General features: G+C 57.3%; 15 protein-coding genes. 9 read left to right on the forward strand and 6 right to left on the reverse strand.

Annotation, left to right across the window (positions count from 1 at the left end; genetic code table 11):
- Positions 1 to 23: 23 nt before the first annotated feature.
- The 4 genes from L6639_RS29760 to L6639_RS29775 all read right to left on the reverse strand — a co-directional run bounded on the left by L6639_RS29760 (position 24) and on the right by L6639_RS29775 (position 4,327).
- Entirely contained in the window at positions 24 to 1,373 is a 1,350-nt protein-coding gene (locus L6639_RS29760; RefSeq protein WP_128929974.1) for an alpha/beta hydrolase, read from the reverse strand.
- A 12-nt stretch (positions 1,374 to 1,385) separates the two neighbouring features.
- Positions 1,386 to 2,552, reverse strand: coding sequence for a S1 family peptidase (locus L6639_RS29765; RefSeq protein ID WP_232995545.1), 1,167 nt, complete (start codon positions 2,550 to 2,552; stop codon positions 1,386 to 1,388).
- An 8-nt stretch (positions 2,553 to 2,560) separates the two neighbouring features.
- The gene (locus L6639_RS29770; RefSeq protein ID WP_237864942.1) at positions 2,561 to 3,136 is read right to left on the reverse strand and encodes a M12 family metallopeptidase; all 576 of its coding nucleotides are present in this window, start codon (positions 3,134 to 3,136) and stop codon (positions 2,561 to 2,563) included.
- Between the two features lie 102 nt (positions 3,137 to 3,238).
- Positions 3,239 to 4,327, reverse strand: coding sequence for a hypothetical protein (locus tag L6639_RS29775; protein ID WP_128955132.1), 1,089 nt, complete (start codon positions 4,325 to 4,327; stop codon positions 3,239 to 3,241).
- A 279-nt stretch (positions 4,328 to 4,606) separates the two neighbouring features.
- On the opposite strand from L6639_RS29775, the gene L6639_RS29780 reads away from it, so the two are divergent.
- The 8 genes from L6639_RS29780 to L6639_RS29815 all read left to right on the forward strand — a co-directional run bounded on the left by L6639_RS29780 (position 4,607) and on the right by L6639_RS29815 (position 13,227).
- Positions 4,607 to 5,932, forward strand: coding sequence for a carbon-nitrogen hydrolase family protein (locus L6639_RS29780; protein ID WP_128929971.1), 1,326 nt, complete (start codon positions 4,607 to 4,609; stop codon positions 5,930 to 5,932).
- Between the two features lie 76 nt (positions 5,933 to 6,008).
- Entirely contained in the window at positions 6,009 to 6,971 is a 963-nt protein-coding gene (locus L6639_RS29785) for a helix-turn-helix domain-containing protein (protein ID WP_128955131.1), read from the forward strand.
- The gene (locus L6639_RS29790; RefSeq protein ID WP_128929969.1) at positions 6,961 to 7,422 is read left to right on the forward strand and encodes a hypothetical protein; all 462 of its coding nucleotides are present in this window, start codon (positions 6,961 to 6,963) and stop codon (positions 7,420 to 7,422) included. Before L6639_RS29785 ends, L6639_RS29790 begins: the two co-directional genes overlap by 11 nt.
- A 297-nt stretch (positions 7,423 to 7,719) precedes the next feature.
- Positions 7,720 to 8,031, forward strand: a complete 312-nt coding sequence (locus tag L6639_RS29795; RefSeq protein WP_128929968.1) for a type II toxin-antitoxin system HigB family toxin — start codon at positions 7,720 to 7,722, stop codon at positions 8,029 to 8,031.
- Positions 8,031 to 8,405, forward strand: a complete 375-nt coding sequence (locus L6639_RS29800; protein ID WP_074274398.1) for a helix-turn-helix domain-containing protein — start codon at positions 8,031 to 8,033, stop codon at positions 8,403 to 8,405. Before L6639_RS29795 ends, L6639_RS29800 begins: the two co-directional genes overlap by 1 nt.
- A gap of 615 nt (positions 8,406 to 9,020) precedes the next feature.
- Positions 9,021 to 10,097: an AAA family ATPase gene (locus tag L6639_RS29805; protein ID WP_128929967.1), complete on the forward strand. Its 1,077-nt coding sequence runs from the start codon at positions 9,021 to 9,023 to the stop codon at positions 10,095 to 10,097.
- Positions 10,000 to 12,534: a S8 family serine peptidase gene (locus tag L6639_RS29810; protein WP_128929966.1), complete on the forward strand. Its 2,535-nt coding sequence runs from the start codon at positions 10,000 to 10,002 to the stop codon at positions 12,532 to 12,534. The genes L6639_RS29805 and L6639_RS29810 overlap by 98 nt, the downstream gene beginning before the upstream one ends.
- Positions 12,535 to 13,083: 549 nt before the next feature.
- Positions 13,084 to 13,227, forward strand: a complete 144-nt coding sequence (locus L6639_RS29815) for a hypothetical protein (protein WP_232995543.1) — start codon at positions 13,084 to 13,086, stop codon at positions 13,225 to 13,227.
- A gap of 432 nt (positions 13,228 to 13,659) precedes the next feature.
- Here the strand turns inward: L6639_RS29815 and L6639_RS29820 are convergent, their stop codons facing one another.
- Positions 13,660 to 14,916 (reverse strand): GGDEF domain-containing protein, encoded by a 1,257-nt coding sequence (locus tag L6639_RS29820; RefSeq protein WP_128929965.1) that lies wholly within the window; start codon positions 14,914 to 14,916, stop codon positions 13,660 to 13,662.
- A gap of 952 nt (positions 14,917 to 15,868) precedes the next feature.
- Here L6639_RS29820 and L6639_RS29825 point away from each other — a divergent pair.
- The gene (locus tag L6639_RS29825; RefSeq protein ID WP_128929964.1) at positions 15,869 to 16,822 is read left to right on the forward strand and encodes a GntR family transcriptional regulator; all 954 of its coding nucleotides are present in this window, start codon (positions 15,869 to 15,871) and stop codon (positions 16,820 to 16,822) included.
- A 41-nt stretch (positions 16,823 to 16,863) separates the two neighbouring features.
- Here L6639_RS29825 and L6639_RS29830 read toward each other — a convergent pair whose 3' ends face one another.
- The gene (locus L6639_RS29830) at positions 16,864 to 18,024 is read right to left on the reverse strand and encodes an amino acid aminotransferase (RefSeq protein WP_128929963.1); all 1,161 of its coding nucleotides are present in this window, start codon (positions 18,022 to 18,024) and stop codon (positions 16,864 to 16,866) included.
- Positions 18,025 to 18,062 lie beyond the last annotated feature (38 nt).

An 18,062-nucleotide genomic window follows, 5' to 3' on the forward strand; every position in this document is an offset into this window, starting at 1 on the left:
TGATGAACTTGCGTTCCAGATGACTAGTAAGGATACATCCAATAGGTCGCGTTGAGCTCGTTAGGCATCGAGCGCAAAGTTGGGGTCCGCTGCGGTGGCTTGAGGTGGCTAGATGAGGAGATGATCCGGCCGATATCGTCGAGGACCGCCCGGCTCGTTGAATAGGTACTATGATTGAGCGCGAACATTTCGCTTCCGACCGCAGAGACATCGATCGTCTCGATGCCCGAGACGAGAGTTGGACCGCTCTTAGTCACATAGCCCATTCGCGATTTCGACTGCGCCTTCTTCATCGAGGCGAGCAGAGCCAGATCAGTTGACGAGGCGTACACGGTCACCGCACCCGCGGCCGCTTTGATCTGGTTAGCCCGCTCCAGATAGAGGTCACGGTCGACGTCGGGTGCTGCGAAAATCAGCTCGGTAATGCCAAGCGCTGTTTGGCTCAGCGCTGCCTGCTGCAAGGCGCCCAATACCACTTCGCTGCCAAGGCTGTGTGCGATCAGGATGATCCGCGAAACGTTCCCCTCCGTCTTGATGAGCTTGAGAAGATCGAACAATCCATCGGTGGCATGCAAAGCACTTTCGCGGTCGTAATCGTAATCCGCCAACCCGCCTTTCGAGGGCCAGGAATAAATCATGACGCGGCCCTTGTAATTTGCATCGAAGGCAATCTGAGCGGCCTTGAACGCTGCATCCGAGAAAGGAACATTGTAGCCATGGACGAACAGCATCAGGCTGTCGGCAGGATTGGCGATCGCGGAGGCAAACTCCTCTCGTGAGAGCTTCGATAGAGTCTGGATTCGAAAGTGCTTTCCGTCCTGCTCGGCCTCTGTCCAAATGCCGTACAGATATGTCTTTGGCGTTTCGACTTCGCCCATCTTGTGAACGATCGGTATGCTCACAGTCACGCAGCCATAGGTATTCGTGGCCGAACGATCATAGGTGATCTGTTTCAGCTGCAGATTCGGGCCTCCCATCACCTCGCGGTTGGTCGCAAAATAAACGGGCACCAAGCCCTTGATGGCGGGCTTGTTGGGAGCCTCGGCGCCAGTTGGCGTCGGTTTCTCGGGAGGTGCTTCCTCACTTGCCTCACCCGTTGTGGGGCGATGATAGCCATAATCATGGCGTCTCGGACCATAATACCTCGGGCCGTAATACCTTGCGGCATGATGGTGATATCCTGTCAATGCACGCCCGTGGTGCTGATGCGTGTTTTGGGCTTGGGGCTTTGACGGTCTCGAGATAGGTGCTTGATGAGCGCAGCCGACGACAAACATGCAGACCAGAGCAATTAAAGCCGCGCGGAGCTGCCGGAACGACGAGAGCCAGTGCAGCGCATTTGAAGAATCGGCTCGCAATGTCGAGACGACCATGGCCCCTCCTCCTTACTTCGCAAGAACTTGAGATAGATTGACGGTAGCACCGAGCCATCCACGGTACCGATCGACGGCGGGTCCACTGGTCAGCTTGTAGGTGAAGCGCGCCTCTGCACCGCCATCGTTGATGGCGCAAGCAATGTTGCCGGCTCCGTTTGCCGTCTCGACATGCCAGGAGCAGCCGGTGATACGGTAGCCCGGCTCGGCTGGGAACGTCTCGGCGTAGTCGGCCGAATGCTCGGCAAACACGACGGGATGATCATCCTTGGTCTTGTCGACGGTGTATGAGCGCTCGATCTGCTTGAGCTCGACGAGTTGCGATAGCGGAACATTGACGATGAGCCGCCGGTCTTCTGGAAGCAACGTGTGAAGCGCGCCGGCCAGGATCTCGGGAATTTTCACGCCCTGATTGGCTTGCGTCTGCACATGGGTCGAGTTGAGCTTGCTCCAGTTCTCGAATGAGATTGTAGTGTCGACCCATTTGGTCCAGCAGACGGATGGTTGGGGGATAGCCGCAATCAGCTTGTAGAGCGGACTCGCGGCTATGACCGTGGCAGGAATGATGAAATTCACTCCGTTGACCTGGGCATCGTTCCATTTGACGATGCCGCCGACAGCGATACCGAGGAGCGCGCCGAACTCGTTGAACGCGGGACCTCCGCTGTTGCCGACGTTCATGACAGTATCGGTTTGCCAGCGCCCATTTGGGCTGGTTTGATTGCTGATCAGGCCGCTCGATATGCTCAGATCCAGGTCGAGGGGATAGCCGAGCAGATAGAGTTGGGTTCCCATTGGGGCCTGCTGGCTTTCATTGATGACCGGCATTGGGCAGCGCGATGCTCCGCCGCTGTTGCTGGCCGGCTGGGCCAACTCGAGAAGGGCAAGATCGTTGGCGTCGTCGCGGTGAATCGCGCTGACTTTGATTGGGTTTGCGTTGCGCGAGCCAAGGCGAGCATCGACCTCAAAGCTCTTGTAGTTTTCCTCGCGTCCGACCACATGGCTGTTGGTGAGCACGAGGTTGTCGCCGATCAGAAGGCCGGAGCCGCCTCCGACTTCCTGCTTGCCGTTGTACATAACGCCGACAAACTGGACATGAACAGTCCTGACGTTATAGCGCGCGGCGATCTGCACCGCGGCGCGATCGGCTAGCGCCTGCCCGGAGATGACAAAGAGCAAGGCGAGGGTCAGGACGGATAAAACGTTCTGACGGCTGCGATATCGAGTGGGCTGAGTTGTCCGCTTCCGTTCCATGCTGGATTACAATAGTTCATGATGGAATTGGGGTCGTATTTAGTGACTTTGTAGTCGCCGACCGATCCTGAAAATTTCTCGTTGCGGCACTGTTCCGGAGCATCGTCGCGGTTCTGCTCGTGAGTAAAGCCGAGCGCGTGCCCGAATTCGTGGACAGCGACCGCACGAATGCAGAATTCGCGCTTATTGATGCATCCTTTACTCCAATGATTGAAGCTGAAATTCAAGGTCATGCCCGAAGACTTGCCATCGAGATACTTGCCGACGACGTCGGTGTGCGCGCCCTCGTCGGCGATGCGCACATGGACGCCGGCTGCGCCCTCTTTACAGGCAGGCCAGGTCTTGGCGAACCAAACGCCTCCTTGTGCTGCGCTTTCCCAGGTCTCGGCCACGGCTTTTCGGACGAGTTCTGCATATTTCTGGTCATGAGGATTGAGGTTTTCCCAGCAGACCGGGATTTCCTTCACGTCCCATTTGGAGCTGCGGATCACAGTTCCGAAGAGCTCCATCTCCGACACCCCTGAGGGAAGCGCAGGCTGAGCCTTCGCGCTGCTGCAGGGGAGGAGCACGAGAAGAACCAGCAATCCGAGCAGGCAGTAACGAGTCATGTTTTATTGAGTAGGCGTTGGAGATGGCGGGAAGACTGGCACCGGCGCGAAGATAAAGCCGTTCGTCCGCGGGCCACCACCAGCCCTTGGCCGGCGGGCTGCGGCCCCCCCGCTCTCCGGCAACTCCTGCGACTTTTCCCCTCCCGGGATTGGTGTCGTGTAAATCGGATTGTCCTTTGATCCGAGCGCCGGCTGTTTGGCTGCATAGCTGGCCGAGCCAGACTTTGCTCCGTTGGCCAAGACGGCATTCGGCCCATTGATGTAGATACCGAGATTGCTGAATTGCTGCGCAGATGCGGAGGCTTGGATGGCGGCCGGTGTCCAGCGCGCCGATGTAAGGGAGTATTTGGCCTCGATGCCTCCGGTCACTTGGATCGAAAAAGTATAGGTCATCTGCGCTGGCTCAGCTATTTCCGATGGCATAGCCGGCGTCAGGTTGTTGGCGGCGATCAAAATTGCATTGTCGCGCAGCCAGGCCGCCAATGGCTTGGAGGCATCGACGGTGATGCGCTTGAAAGCGGCCCGTTCCGGATATTTGTTTTCGGCGAGAGCTTCGAGCTCGAGGAGCTCGGTCGGCGTTCCCCGGTAGCAGCCGCGCTCATATGTTGCCGGGCTAGATGCCAGCGGCAAGGTATCAGACGCAAGCTCGGCATTCTGTTTCAAGAGAAATGACCAGATCAGGTCGTAGGTGTCCTGCGCCGAAGCCGTGGGGCCGACATGGGTCACTTCGGCGGTGGTGGCACTTAGAACGCGCTTATAGTCGAAGGCGGTGCCGGACCCGACACCGCCGGTATCGGTTACTTTCAGTTCCAGGAAGAAGGTGCCGTATAGGAACGGGTCGATGTCGAAATGGGCGAAGCGGTCGAACGCCTCTTCCGGCCTGGTCTTGTAGATCTTGAGGTAGTGCTTCCGCCTTTCGCGCTCGATCTGATAAAAGGTGACGACCTCGCACCGGATCGATTTGAGAAAATATGGCAGTTCGCCGGCTGTGATCACGCCAGTCTGCGGATCGTGCACATAGTACAGGCTGGTGCATCCGCCCATCGCAAAGCAGGCGCCAAGGCAAGCCGCGGCCCGGCTGATCTTCCACATCGATTGTGCCCCCTGTCCGCTTCGCGTCGCTCGCGCGCGGATCTCCCGCCCAGATTGAAATGCTTTGCTCGTGCTTCGTCAAGAGTATCGGAAGCCATATGCAGCTTTTCGTTGCCATCGTATAATTCGATGCAGAGTTTCTGCGCGTTCTGACATTCAGAGCAACTGCGCCCGCAGCTAGATGATGAGACGCGCGTAAGTCACAGTCGGGCCGATTGCAAATAGCGAACCGTACGCCTATCAATGGCACATATTGGCGAAGTCGTTTGGACGAGTCGTTTGCCTGGGCCTGCGGACAGCCGCCTGAAGACAACGGAGTTCGGCAAGTGGAAGAAGGCAGCTGGTGAGCTTGCTCAATCACAGGCCTCGATGACGCATGCCAGAAGGGACGAACTGAGGAAGGCTCTGATCGAGCTCGACAAGTTGTTCCGCAAGGCGCCGCCGAGCGTGTACAAGGCTTACCGCAATCTTTCGGAGCGGCGTCTTGAAGAATCTGCCCGGAGTTTCGGTGACAGCGTCGGAGAAGGCCGCCTCCTTTGGTCCGTTTCCGAGGAGACCCCCGAGCAGGTTGCTGTGTCGCTTGGAGGTCTCATCCGGGCCATCGACCGCGTGCTGCTCGAGCGGCGGTCGCAATGGCCGATTGCATCGGGCGAGTGGCGCCTGGAGGCGCTCGGATGCTGGTTCATTCCGCGACAGGGCGTGAGCGCCGGCCGCCCTGCCCGGCGGAGCCAAGCCTATTCAAAGCGAGGCCTGCTATTTCATCGGATCCTGCCCACCTTCATTGACGGCTATGCCGTCGAGGTGGTCGATAGCCGTACCTTGCATAGTGCCGCTCAAGACCCCACGAATTGGAAAATGGGCGCCTGCCTTTTCGAGGCGCTCAAGCTTGAGGCGGAGTTCGCAACGGTAGACGGGGACAAGCGTTTCATCGTCAGCGGCGTCGATGCGCCGGCGGCGGGGAACGCGGTCTTGCTTCAGATGGCGAACGCGTTGCAGGAGAACTGCATCGCAATCGTCTGGCCCGAGCTCACGGTACCACCAGGACTGCGAGAAAAGATCGTCAAGTTCATCCGCGAGCGAGATGTGGCCGACCCGCTGGAGCCTCCGGAGATCGTCATTCCGGGAACGTGGCACGAGGTGGCAGGCAAGGAGATTGTGAATCGGGCCCGGATTTATGACGGTTATGGCGAGGAGCGGCTCGTCTACGACAAGATCGCCCCTTACGCCGATGACGACTGGGGGATCGAAAACATAACTGCTGGCGAGCGGATGTGCGTGCTTGCGACTGAAGGCGCCCTGATTGGCGTCGCAATTTGCCTCGACTTCTGTGACGTCTGCGACACGCCCTTCAGGGACCTGGATGTCGATGTGATGCTGGTCCCCTCGATGGGGAACGACCGCACCATGCAGGGCCACCAGACGACTGCGAGCCAGGTGGAAGTGAAGTTCGGCACGCGAAGTTTTGTCGTGCAACATCCCACCCACAACCGCTACGGGGATGGCCGGCTTGGTACTATATTACCCCTCCTCAAAGAGCCGAACGCTGTTTCCGCCCGGGAACTCGGTCAAAAGACCGTTTGGACTGCCTACAAATGGGGCCGGTGACACCCTAGATTCAGAGACTAAAATCAGAGTAAAGCGTTGTAAAATGATCTTAAGGGTTGTGACGTAGGGTATGGCCATGTCGGACGTAGCATTGGAAAAGATAGAGAGCGGCGAGGCCACCGCGACTGAGGCGCGGAGCGTCATTTCGGAATTCCTTAAAGAGGGATCCGAAAGCAGCCTGGAGCGTATTTACGCAACACTTGGGGCTTGGCTCTGGAATTCTCTGGAGAGCCGGCGCCGCGATCCGGAGCTGCGGGAATGGTTTGATATTCTGCGTCGGGTGAGCGCCTCGCTCGCGCCGAAGAATGCCGCCTATGCCGAGCGCTTCAGAGCGTTTTACGATCTTCTGCAGATGTCGATCAACACCGCCAAGGTTGCTCGTCCAAGCGAGGTCATGCACCGTCAGCATGTCGTCGAGATACTTCGGTTGTTGCGGGATGCACCGTCGCGTCAGCTGGAGAAGACGGTCATTGCTAAGAAACTGGATCTGAAGGATGCCAATCTCAGCCGCATTCTTCGCCTGATGACCAATGCGCGTTTTGTGGAACGAACGGCGGCTGGAAAGTTTGCTCATTTCGCGCTGACGCGCGATGGCCTTATGGCGCTTGAAAGGCACGAAGGGCCCACAGCAAGGGGCGCTGGCCAATTGGCGCAGCTTATGCGCAGGAAAATGGGTCTCAGAACCCACCCTGCCCTCACGGCTGAAGAAAATGTCGTTCTTCGCAGCCTGTTTGATTTGCCGAGCCCGATGCATCCTACGTTGCATGCGGCGGGACTAGTGATGCGTGACCCGCTTGGCGTCCGTCAGGTGATGGAGGACTACCTGCTTCATCCGCCGGCACCGACAGCTCCCGGCTATATGAAGGCGCGAACGAAGAGCTCGTATCATGGCTCGTCGGTGACGGTCGTGCAGGTGAAGAAAGCCGAAGGTCACGGCGCCTCCACATCGATTGAGGCGGTGAACAGTCCAAAGCCCGTCTCGTTCCCTTCGGGTATGCTGCACTTGAGCGCAGGAGAGGACTCCGAGCATGTCGAATGAGGATCTCGGGGCTTCGACAACGGAGCAGGCGCAAGGCGAATCGGAATCGCTAGTATTGTATGGAAACACCCTGCTCGATCGGTTGACCTTTGTTTCGACGACGTTCAGCTCGCTCATCATGAGCATGGGAAGGGTCGGGCGCGACAACCGCGAGGTGTTGGTGCCACTGGTCGAAGTCAGATTCGAAGGTCCCTCTGGCCAGGACGAAAGCGCCTTGAAGTCTTTCTTTTCGGAGCTCGTGCCGCTGGAAAACCTCGCCTTCGTCCTCGAAGACATCTCGGGTGATCTTGCAACTGTTTGCCACCAGCTGAGCGCTGTGAGCGAGGGACCGGTCAAGCCTGATCTCAGGCGGCTTGCCGAAACGAGCAGGTTCCTGCAGGACGCCAAAAGCAACCTGGACAAGTGTCTCGCCGATCTGGAGCGAATTGGTCAGCCGCCCAATCTTCCCTAGCGGAAGTCTTGAGAGCATCTGCGGCGAGACGATTCTTTTGCTTCTAACGCACAAAATTGTCCAGTCGCAATTGACCGCGTCATTCTGAGTTCGAAATGCGATTTTGATTTATCAACCGCGGGGCGTGCCTAGAAGCGTTCGCGGCGGGCTTCGGCTTCGCCGCGAAAGTGCGAGCCGATCGGATCGTGAATTAGCCCCGAGTGGCAAGACTATCTTACTGTCGGCGGGCGGCATGCGTTTCCCAAAAATGGAAATTCCCCTCTTCCATTTTTGGGAAATCGACGGTAGTATCCCTTCATGCTGGTGGTCGGCACGGACCTTGGTGAGCGCTATTTTGCCGAACGCTCTGGTCATCGGGGCATCGATGCAGCGCGCGCTCAATACAGGGCATGGCTGGCAATTGCTGAGGCTTCGGACTGGCGGACGCCGCAACAGGTGAAGCGATCGCATCCCAAGGCAAGCATCCTGAAAGGCGGACGCGTGGTGTTCAACATCAAGGCCAATGACTACCGCCTGATCGCCATGGTTCAATATCGTGATGGCGTGTTGATGATCCGCTTTTTCGGCAGTCATGAAGACTGTGACAAGGTGGACGCGGAGACGGTGTGATGAAGGCAACATTGATAATTATCCAGAACCAGGCCGATCATGAGGCGGCCAAGGCGCTTGTCGGCAAGCTGATGCAATCTAACGAGGCTGCCGATCGAGCGCGTATGGTAGCTCAGGCTCGCCTTATCGAGGCTTATGAACGCGCACGCTGGCCGCGCAAAGCGCCGCCGTTGCCCGATTTGCTAACCTATCTGGTGGAACAACATGGTTTGACGCGCGCTGATCTTGTGCCGCTTCTGGGCACTGCTAGTCGCGTCAGTGAGGTCATGTCCGGCAAGCGCGAATTGAGCATGACGATGGTGAAGCGTCTGCGCGAACGTTTCCATATTCCAGCGGATTTGCTGATCTCCGCGAGCGGAAGTGTTGCGGCTTAGGTCAATCGGGACCATGACTTTCGATAGGGGGCTACTTTGCTCGGCGGCCGTGAATATTTGCATCGACGCGAGAAAGTTCAGCGCATGCGATTCCAACGCCTTTTAGGGATTAGGGTCATCCATTGCTTGCAGCAGCTCGACTATGCACGGATACGAGCATCGGCGCCCCCGGTGGGCTTGATCCATTTGCTCACGATTCTCGCTCCGGAACAGGTCGAACGCCGGTATTGGACTGCGACTTGACGGCATTGAACAAAAAGTGAACAATCCCCTGACGACCCCTCTCGGATGGGCATAAAGCGCCAAAGCGCGCGAGGCGAGTGCTCGAAGGCTCTGCCGGACTTTCGGTCGGCGCTAGCTATGAAGGCTGGCTAGTTTTGTCAGAGGCAGGCAGTCAACAGGATGACGGGGAATGCTTGAGCAGGCAGAACAGACTCGACCAGTCATGACGGCGGACGAGAAGTCTTATTTGTTGCAGCTTTTCAATATGTTAATCCCCGCCGGATAGGCTCGCCGAGCGACCCCGGCAAGGAACCTTGGTTATCGGCGAGTTGTTCACAAGCTGGGACCATTTCTAGCAGCGTGGGCGCGCAATCCTGTAATAGGCTGTCTGTCATGGCCAAGAGCGACTTACTCATATCTCTCGTGCGCGCCGGTGTGACCGGCGATCGGCCAATGATGCGCTCGGCGGTCGAAGCGATTGTGGCTGATGAGCGCGCAAAGAGTCATCACGCGCTGGCCGATCGGCTTGAGCGAGCGCTGCAGACGATAGCTGTGACGCCGCCAAGTCTGGTTGCCTCTCAGCGGTCTCCGCAAGCTGCTGGGCGCGACACGATTTTAGAAGTTACGCCACGCATATCTCTCGATGAGCTGGTTTTACCCTTGCCTGCGCGCGCCGAAGGGATGCAGCTGATCGAGGAGCATGTGCGGGCAGACGTGCTGCGGGCAAGCGGATATGAGCCGCGGCATCGGGTTCTCCTGTCTGGTCCTCCAGGCAACGGCAAAACTTCCTTTGCAGAAGCGATTGCAGAGGGCCTTTCTCTGCCGTTTTTCGTGGTGCGGTACGACGCGCTCGTAGGAAGCTATCTAGGCGAAACAAACGCGCGTCTTCGCGCGCTATTCGACTATGCGCGAACCCAACCTTGCGTTTTGTTTTTCGACGAGTTCGATGCGATTGGAAAAGAGCGTGGAGATGATCACGAAACGGGCGAAATCAAGCGCGTTGTTTCGTTTCTCTTGATGCAGATCGATAAACTTCCCAGTTACGTGGTAACAATAGCGGCTACGAATCATGCTGAATTGCTTGATCGAGCCGTATGGAGACGTTTTCAGATAAAGATTGCATTTCCCGCTCCGCAAGTTGCGGAAATCGCACATTTCATAGAACGAATTTATATGGGCTGGCCCGAGCGCCCTTCGCTGTCGGCTTTTGAACTCGCGCAAAAGATTGACGCAACCTCCTATGCTGAAGTGCTTGATTTCTGTCAGAACGTTCGACGGCGACAAATTCTTGGTCTTGGTGAGATCTCGATCGATTCTGCGGTCAAGACTGAACTCGAATTTTGGTCATCGAGAGTAAAGCCAGAGAACCTGCATGGCGGCCGATCCAACGAAGCCTCTGCTGCGACTGACGCCAGGCAATCAGGCGGCAAGACCAAAAGGCAGGCCGCAACCGATCCCCAGGCCGGCTAAATTCACGGCTGCTGCACAGAATGCAGCATTTGGCCCCCGCTTCCGTCGCCTCGAACAAGTCTTGGGTCGAGACCCAAGCGGCTTAACTTTGCGATCAGACCCGTCCGCGCTGGCGCCAGAGCGGCTGCTGGTTTTTGAGGTTCGGGGGGCAGTTGCGAATTTTGCGAATGCGATCCGAAGAGTGCCTGGTCTGGAGCTCATCGATGAAGAGGAGCTGGAGGGCGATGAGAAGGACAAGTCGCCTGAGGCCTATCTTCTTGTGCCAGATGTCACGGCTTTGCAGAACATCCTGTCGCTCTGGAAGAGATGGGTATCCGGGCAAGCAATTGGGGAGGGGTTCGCACCCTGGCGGGATGTCTTTGCGACGCTCCGTGACATCAGAGTATGGGGGCCGGGAGATCGTGTTCAAGATGGTGATCGAGAGATCCTTGCGCACGAGATCGAGCTCATGGGAGATGAGGAAATTCTCCCCGTTGAGATCGAGCTTGTGTTTCGATCGTCGGAGGACATGGCGGCTTCGAACCAACAAGGAGTCATCAGCGAGATTAGGGCGGTCGGTGGCACTCTTGTGACGCAGTGCCGGATCCCGGACATCGCCTATCATGCCCTTTTGGCTAACCTGCCAGTTGCCGCGATCCGGCAAATTACCGAGCGCTCCGCGACCGGGTTGAGCGGCATGGACCCGGTCATGCACATTCGGCCACAGAGTATTGTTGCGCCGGTGCAAGTCGAAGACGCCAGTCAGCTCCAAGGCGGACTGGGACCGCTTCCTTCTGAAGGCCAACCAATTTTGGCCTTATTGGATGGCGTGCCCGTTTCCCAGCACCCTCTGCTTCGTGATCGAATGAATGTCGACGATCAATTCGATTTAGAGGGCGCAGCCGTCGTGGCTGAAAGGGCTCACGGCACAGCTATGGCTTCTCTGATCGTGCATGGCGACCGAAACACCAATGAGCCGCCGCTGGCGCGCCGCATCCATTGCATACCGCTCTTGGGGGCTGCTGATCAATTTCCTGAGGACCGGCTGATTGTCGACCTGGTTTATCAAGCTGTGGTCTCGATGCGGCGCAACGACGATCCGAGCGCTCCGTCAGTTGTGATCGTCAATCTTTCGCTCGGCAATGTCCGAAAGCCATTTCATGGGCGGCTGTCGCCCTGGGCGAGGTTGGTCGACAGATTGGCCCATCGATATGGAATTCTGTTCTGCGTGAGTGCCGGCAATCACGCCGGCTCATTCGAGATAGCATCCATCCCCACCATGGCTGCTTATGAAGCGACGGACCAGCCCGATCGGGCCAGACATACGTTGTCCGCGCTGTCGCGATTGATCACTTCTCGCCGGCTGCTTTCACCGTCGGAAACAGTGAACGGGATCACGGTAGGCTCCGCCAATATCGACGCCGTTAGCGCAGCCGATCGCCGTAGCGCTAGAGGCAGGGTCGATCCGTATCATCCGATGATCATCACCAATCCATCCAGCGGATTGGGTCCAGGATTTGCAAACGGCGTCAAACCGGATATTTTGATGCCTGGCTCTCGTGAGCATTTAACCATGGTGGCCAGTGGAACGGCGCTTGCTGTAAGGCCAAGTGGACCTGCTCGACCGCATGGGCTCAAGGTTGCAGCTCCGCCGCGCGAGGGCAGCAGCAATTGGGAGCATTACACTTCCGGCACAAGTGCTGCGGCAGCTCTGGCCTCCAGGACGGCTCACAGAATTCATGACGCTTTGGAAGACACGTACGGGCAGGACTTTCTGTCCCTGCCCCACCATCAGCGCGCCGCGCTTCTCAAGGCGCTGTTAGTGCATACAGCCTCGTGGCCGCAAGATAGCGCCGAGCTCATCAAGAGCGTGCTAGGTCCAGCTGATGCAAAGCAATTCGTCAGGCAGAAGGATAATATCCGGCGCTTCTTAGGCTACGGCGTTGTTAGTCCGGACGATGCAATTTATTGCGCTTCCGACAGGGCGACGTTTTGGGCCGTCGGAACGCTGGCGCAGGAGACAAGACGTTCGGTTGTTGTTCCGTTACCGGCTTGCATGAGCGGCCAATCTCTCCCCCACTCGGTGACCGCAACGCTTGCATGGTTCACGCCCGTGCATCCCGGTCGACAATCGTATCGCTCAGTGAAGCTTTCGCTTTTGGCGAGTTCAGATGAGATCGATCAGTTCCGCGTGCAGCCATCCAAGACGCAGCCTGATGTCAATCAGGCAAGCAAGGGGACCGTTTTCTCTCGGCGCTGGCTGGGCGACAAGGCGCCGGCTCTGACAGTCGATTCTGAAATCGAGCTGATCATTCAACGCGAGCCTGACAGAGGCAGCAAGATAGACGAGCAAGTTCCGTTCGGCGTTGCTGTAACCGTAGCCATGCCAGGCATCATTGAGGTCTACAATGAGGCTCGAGCGCGGATTGCGCCGCCCATTGCCGTTCCGGTCCGCTAGCTCGATTGTGCTCGACCTTTGAAAGACGGATCTCACCAGCGATGGGCCTGCCTAAGGTGCCCGGAGGTGCCGCATCAATCCAAGAGGTTGAAATCCCGGGCCAAACGGCGCAGCTTTTGCACCTTTGAAATTCTCAGGTTCTCAGGCAATGAAGCCCAAGGTCTCTGGTTGCTCGCCTTCGATTCCCGCAGCGTGGACGGTTTCGTGTTCGGCGCGAGCTATCCGGCCTTGAAGAATCTCATCTCGTAAGATCGGCGACGTCCGCCTCCTCTAATGCCGCTGAACTTTCGGGAATATGTCGTTGAGCGCACAGTTTTCAGGAGCAGGGACGATTTTTCATGACCGGCGTTTGCCCGAAGCCGGTGCTCCGGCCGGCTATGCCGCCCTCATCGACGCTTATCACCTCTCCGCTCCAATTCCACGGACGCTCTCGGCGATCGGGACCAAGCATCGTATCCTAGAGCAGGATGGCTGGCGCCTTTACACACCTCGGCACGCCCCAGAAGCTTCCCTTGAGGCGCATCTAACATTGCGCTGAAATACGAGGGCGTGGATCTTGCCGTCCTGAAGCGGCTTTTTCTTGCTGTGGCCGAAGGCGAAATCGTCGAGCTGGTCAAACAGAAGCTGACCGGTCTTTACAGGCGTCGCATCTGGTTCCTGTATGAGTGGCTGCTCGGTCGAGAGCTGAACTGAGAAAGATCTTCCGAATGAAGCCAGAGTTCTTCAAGGGTTCGACACGTTCTGCGCCGGCGTCGAGCGTTTAGTCGATATGCCCGAGAGGACGCTGAATAACCTCTTCGGCTTTCTTCGGCAAAATCAAGGTAAGCTATCAAACCGCGCACGAGCCAATGAGTTCGCGGCGCTGACCCAAGAGGAAGTCGAGAGGATTGAACAGTTATACGCAGGTTCATTTGGCAAAGCAGAGCCGTAGCCAAGTCTCTGCCGTGCAGCGAGCGAGTATCGCTTTTTCAGATCCTGGAATCTGAATATGACTGCTCAAGTGGATCAGACTCGACGCGAGATCGGCTACCCCAGCCCGGATCGGGGGAGGCACGGAAGCAATCGAGAGCTTAGCGTATGTCCCTGGCTTACGCAGCTTCCCACGGGTTTGCCCAAGCAGGAAAATCAAACCCCTCGTGCTGCTTCTGAGGACGACGCCATAAACGTCAATGGTTCAGTCAACGAGCGAACGGTGGCGTCGGCCACAAGTGGAGGCCAGACCTGATTACGTCCTTTGCCTTTGGCGGCATACAGGGCGTGATCGGCCGCAGCAATTAATTCCAGAGGAGACAAATCCGACGGCGAACAAGCTGCGACGCCAAAACTGGCGGTGACGATGCCTAAGAGGCTCCGGCCTTCATTGGGGATCGCAGCAATTTCGATCGATCGGCGAATGCGTTCGGCCAGCCGCACGGCATCCATCATCGCCATATCCGGCAGGATTATCAGGAATTCTTCGCCTCCATATCGGGCGACGAGGTCACCCGTCCTTCGTATCTCTGCCTGAAGTATGGCGGCGACTCGTTTCAGGCAGAGGTCGCCTGCAGCATGTCCGTAGCGATCGTTCAAGTGCTTGAAATGGTCGATATCGATCATGACAGCTGAAACGGGCGATGCTCGGCACTCGGGGCGAGACCAAACTCGCGACAGTTCATCATCAAGATGCAGCCGGTTTGCTAACCCCGTCAATGGATCGCGGCGTGAAGCGGCGTCCGCATCGGCGTGCCTGAGCCGATCTCTCAGCGAATAGAGGTAGGCTCTACGGAGATCGCGCTCCATTGTATAGTTTGCGATCAGAGTGATGTAACCGCAGATGAGGAGCTGAACGATGATGGTCACCGCTATCGGGGCGGAGATGTAGCTTGCGGATATGACGAACGCGGTGTGAAGCAACAGGATCGCGGCAGTCACGACACGAGCGAAGCGGAATTCGAGTCTGTGCAGTGAGACATTGGTGTAGAGCAAAGTTGGAATCACCACGTACTGGTAGTGCGCAGCGCTCTCGCTCGCCGTCAGGGCAAAACCGAGGTCGATCTGCAAGATGATGAGTAGCGGAACACTGGCTGCTAGGAGCTCCCGTACGAAGGGCCTCGGTTTGCGCGATACGAGCCAGGCGACCAATAGCATCCACGGAGTCACTATTGAGAAATGTACCCACATGGCCAGCCGCACGACGTCCGGGACCAGCAGCCAATCTCCGAGCAGAAAAAGGTTATAGAGGGGAGCCGAAACGAGCAGTCCGATCGTCAAGCGCTTACACCGCTTGTCGTGCATGTCGGCTTCAAATTGCCGTTCGATGTCCGGGGGGAATCTGATCGATCGCGTCCGTCGCCCGTTCACGCAGGCGTCGACGGAAGCTAATGTTACTGCGATCTCGTTCATTCCAACCTGCCACTCGGACAAGCGGCAGTATAGTTTCTATGCGTTACCGGACCACTTCGGCGAAGCGTAAATATTCCGTTTGATTTCCGGTTTGATCTTACCCTCTCCAGAATCTTGGCCATTTCAGCAGGAGATGAATGCCGTCGGTCCCGTATTTTCCCGGTGAAAGATCAGCAGACCAGTGGCGACTATTCGGCTGCTCCTCACCGTGGCTCGCCGAGCCGACCGCCCCTTCAGGCGTGTGCGTCCGCGGAGGGTTGTATTTGGGGCGCGGTGAGACGCGCCCGCGGGTCGGGCGGCATTAAGAATGGCAGCCCAGGCCAGAAGTCCATAGACGCAACCCAAGCTCCGAGGACGGGTGCAGCCGAACCAGATGGTTGACATCCTCAAGTCCGCTTTCCTGGAACGACAGCTCGGGATCTGGCACTTTCTTGGCGATCTTGCCGCAGCAATACCCTTCCGGGAAATAGCTGACGCTGCTCGCAAAAAATTAGGTTACGTTGAGGGGTGCCATGAGCGCAGCCGGAAGTACCGCATCAGAGGACATCGAACTGGAACGCCGGCTGTTCTATCTGCCGACGCTTCATCTCGATCCATGGACGAAGGCTTGTGTTGACGGTCGCGCAATCTACCTCGATGGGCTTGAGGCGTTCAAGATTAGGAGGGCTATGCCAGCATCTCGCGCATAAGATTGTTACCGAGTTTGTCGATGCATCTACGTAGAAAGGAGGACGCGAACCAGGAGTACGCCGGATCGAAGTGCGCCTCGACGAGATTGAGCGCGAAATCAGACGCGTCCATCCGAAAGCCGCAACTGGCTTCGCCAAACTTCGCGTTGCGCCTCCTTAAGTTGGAAGGCGGCGGACTTGGAGCCTTGCCACAGCGGCAATGTTCGCATCCTTAGTACAATAGCTCCAAGTTGACTTCGCTCTTGGCCACGAGTTACATCCACATGCTGGCAAACGGGAAAGAAAGACCTTTGAATCGAGATGCTCGGCCGTTGTCGCCCATCTCACGACGGCCCAAGAAAAAGAGCCCGCTCGGTCGTGCCGAGCACTTGGCTGGGCTCATTTTGTCCGTTGTCCGTCGCGATGGGATGAAGACCGGCGATCGCCTCATCGAGCAAAAGCTTGCCGATGCGCTTGGCCTGTCGCGCGCGCCAATTCGCCTAGGCTTAAAGGCTCTAGAAGAGGCGGGGTTCGCGCGCGGTGAATTGCACCGCGGCTTTGTCTTGACAAGAGACCCTACGAGCGTAGCCGCACAATCCACACTGGCGGCGGTAAGCCGCGCGGAAGAGGCCTACGCGACGATTGCAACGGACGTGGTCGCAAAGCGCCTTCCCGCCGATGTCACGGAAGCCGAATTGCTGCGCCGTTACGATCTAACACGCACCGAATTACAACGACTGCTGGATCGGATCGCAGCGGAAGGGTGGATCGCGCGCTCACCGGGCTACGGGTGGCGTTTTGCTGAAACTGTATCAAGTCCCGAAGCGCAGACACAAGTTATGGCGTTCCGCGCGGTGATCGAACCAGCAGCAATTGCTCAACCTGGTTACGCTCTGGCGCCAGAGGTCATCGAGCGACTTCGCGAGCGCCAGCTGCGCATTTTTGATGGCGAGCTGGAAAAATTCACGATAGGTGAAGTGTTTCAATGGGGATGTGATTTCCATGAGGAGATCGCGCGCGGTGCCAAGAATCCCTTCTTCGTCGAGTCACTTAAGCGCGTAAATTCGATTCGTCGCTTGTTTGCATACCGAAGCTTCGCTGATCGCGACGGCATGCGCCGGCACGTGAAGGAACACCTGAGGCTGCTCGACGTCCTGGAGGCCCGCCGGTATGCTGATGCATCGGCTCTGATGATGCGTCATATTCGACGCCCGCTTAAGGTGTACGTCTTCAGATAGGTGCCACAGGCGGATCCGTTTCCGAGTTGCATTTCGACAGCTTAAACTGCTCGCCGGACACTGTCGACAAAGCGTGGCACGTCGTCAGTTGTAAGGCCGGCCAGATTGATCCTGCCGTTTCCAACGATATAGATCGCATCATCCTTGCGGAGACGGTCGATCGTGGCAGAATGCAAGGGTAAGGTGGAGAACATTCCCTTTTGCGCCCCGAGCTGAGAAAATTCGGGCATACCCCGTCCGACGGCCGCACGAATTTTTAAAATTCTTTCCCGCATCGTCGTGAGCTCGCGAAGCCAATCCTGACGAAGGGCGGTGTTCGACAGGATAGTGCCGACGACCGCAGCACCATGGTCGGGCGGCATGGACCAGTTAACTCTCGCTAGGGCAGCCATGGCTTGAACAGTCCGCCCTACTGAGACCGGGTTCGTGCCATAGACGAAGAGCGCTCCGGTCCGCTCCCGATACAGTCCGAAGTTTTTGCTACAAGAATAAGCGACGAACGCTTCGCTCACGCTGGACAGCACTATTTCTAGTCCTTCTCTATCCTGCTCTAAACCATCACCGAATCCCTGATAGGCAAAGTCGATGAGAGGAATGAGGCCTCTCTCCTCCACAAGTTGCGCGATCGCCCGCCATTGATCAAGGCTAAGATCCGTGCCCGATGGATTGTGGCAAGTCGCGTGAAGCAGCACGATATCCCCTCTCCTTGCGCTCTTGAGCGATGAGAGCATTTCGTCGAAGCGAAGCGTTTGAGAAATGACGTCGTAATAGGTGTACGTACCTATTTCCAATCCCACGGCCTCAAAGATTGGAATGTGGTTGCCCCATGTCGGCAGGCCCACAAATATCCGGCTAAAGGGTGCCGCCAGCTTTATGACCTCGCAAGCTAACCGGACCGCACCGCCGCCGCCAGGTGTCTGAACGCCACCTAGTCGATCCACCTCGATGTTTCCGATCGCGAGCTCGCGGATAAGGCTGACGAACTTTGTGTCACCGAGTGGGCTTACGTATGATTTGGTGTCCTGTCCCTCGACCAAGAGATGTTCGGCGGCCTTCACCGCGGACAGGACGGGCGTAACGCCGTTATCGTTTCGATAGACCCCCACACTCAGGTCGATCTTGTCCCGCCGAGGATCGTTGCGGCATGCCTCGGCTAACGCCAACACGGCGTCGGCCGGCAGATCAGGCAGGGCTTGAAACATAGCTTCTCCTTACTGAACGATCGTTTGTGCGGCTCATT

Origin of the sequence: Bradyrhizobium zhengyangense (assembly GCF_022012555.1) — a bacterium.
In the GTDB taxonomy this organism is placed as follows: domain Bacteria; phylum Pseudomonadota; class Alphaproteobacteria; order Rhizobiales; family Xanthobacteraceae; genus Bradyrhizobium; species Bradyrhizobium zhengyangense.

Coding starts and splice junctions, on each gene's coding strand:
- L6639_RS29760 (WP_128929974.1), bottom strand. CDS start 1,373: ATGGTCGTCTCGACATTGCGAGCCGATTCTTCAAATGCGCTGCACTGG.
- L6639_RS29770 (WP_237864942.1), bottom strand. CDS start 3,136: ATGGAGCTCTTCGGAACTGTGATCCGCAGCTCCAAATGGGACGTGAAG.
- L6639_RS29775 (WP_128955132.1), bottom strand. CDS start 4,327: ATGTGGAAGATCAGCCGGGCCGCGGCTTGCCTTGGCGCCTGCTTTGCG.
- L6639_RS29785 (WP_128955131.1), top strand. CDS start 6,009: ATGTCGGACGTAGCATTGGAAAAGATAGAGAGCGGCGAGGCCACCGCG.
- L6639_RS29790 (WP_128929969.1), top strand. CDS start 6,961: ATGTCGAATGAGGATCTCGGGGCTTCGACAACGGAGCAGGCGCAAGGC.
- L6639_RS29795 (WP_128929968.1), top strand. CDS start 7,720: ATGCTGGTGGTCGGCACGGACCTTGGTGAGCGCTATTTTGCCGAACGC.
- L6639_RS29800 (WP_074274398.1), top strand. CDS start 8,031: ATGAAGGCAACATTGATAATTATCCAGAACCAGGCCGATCATGAGGCG.
- L6639_RS29805 (WP_128929967.1), top strand. CDS start 9,021: ATGGCCAAGAGCGACTTACTCATATCTCTCGTGCGCGCCGGTGTGACC.
- L6639_RS29810 (WP_128929966.1), top strand. CDS start 10,000: ATGGCGGCCGATCCAACGAAGCCTCTGCTGCGACTGACGCCAGGCAAT.
- L6639_RS29820 (WP_128929965.1), bottom strand. CDS start 14,916: ATGAACGAGATCGCAGTAACATTAGCTTCCGTCGACGCCTGCGTGAAC.
- L6639_RS29825 (WP_128929964.1), top strand. CDS start 15,869: ATGCTGGCAAACGGGAAAGAAAGACCTTTGAATCGAGATGCTCGGCCG.
- L6639_RS29830 (WP_128929963.1), bottom strand. CDS start 18,024: ATGTTTCAAGCCCTGCCTGATCTGCCGGCCGACGCCGTGTTGGCGTTA.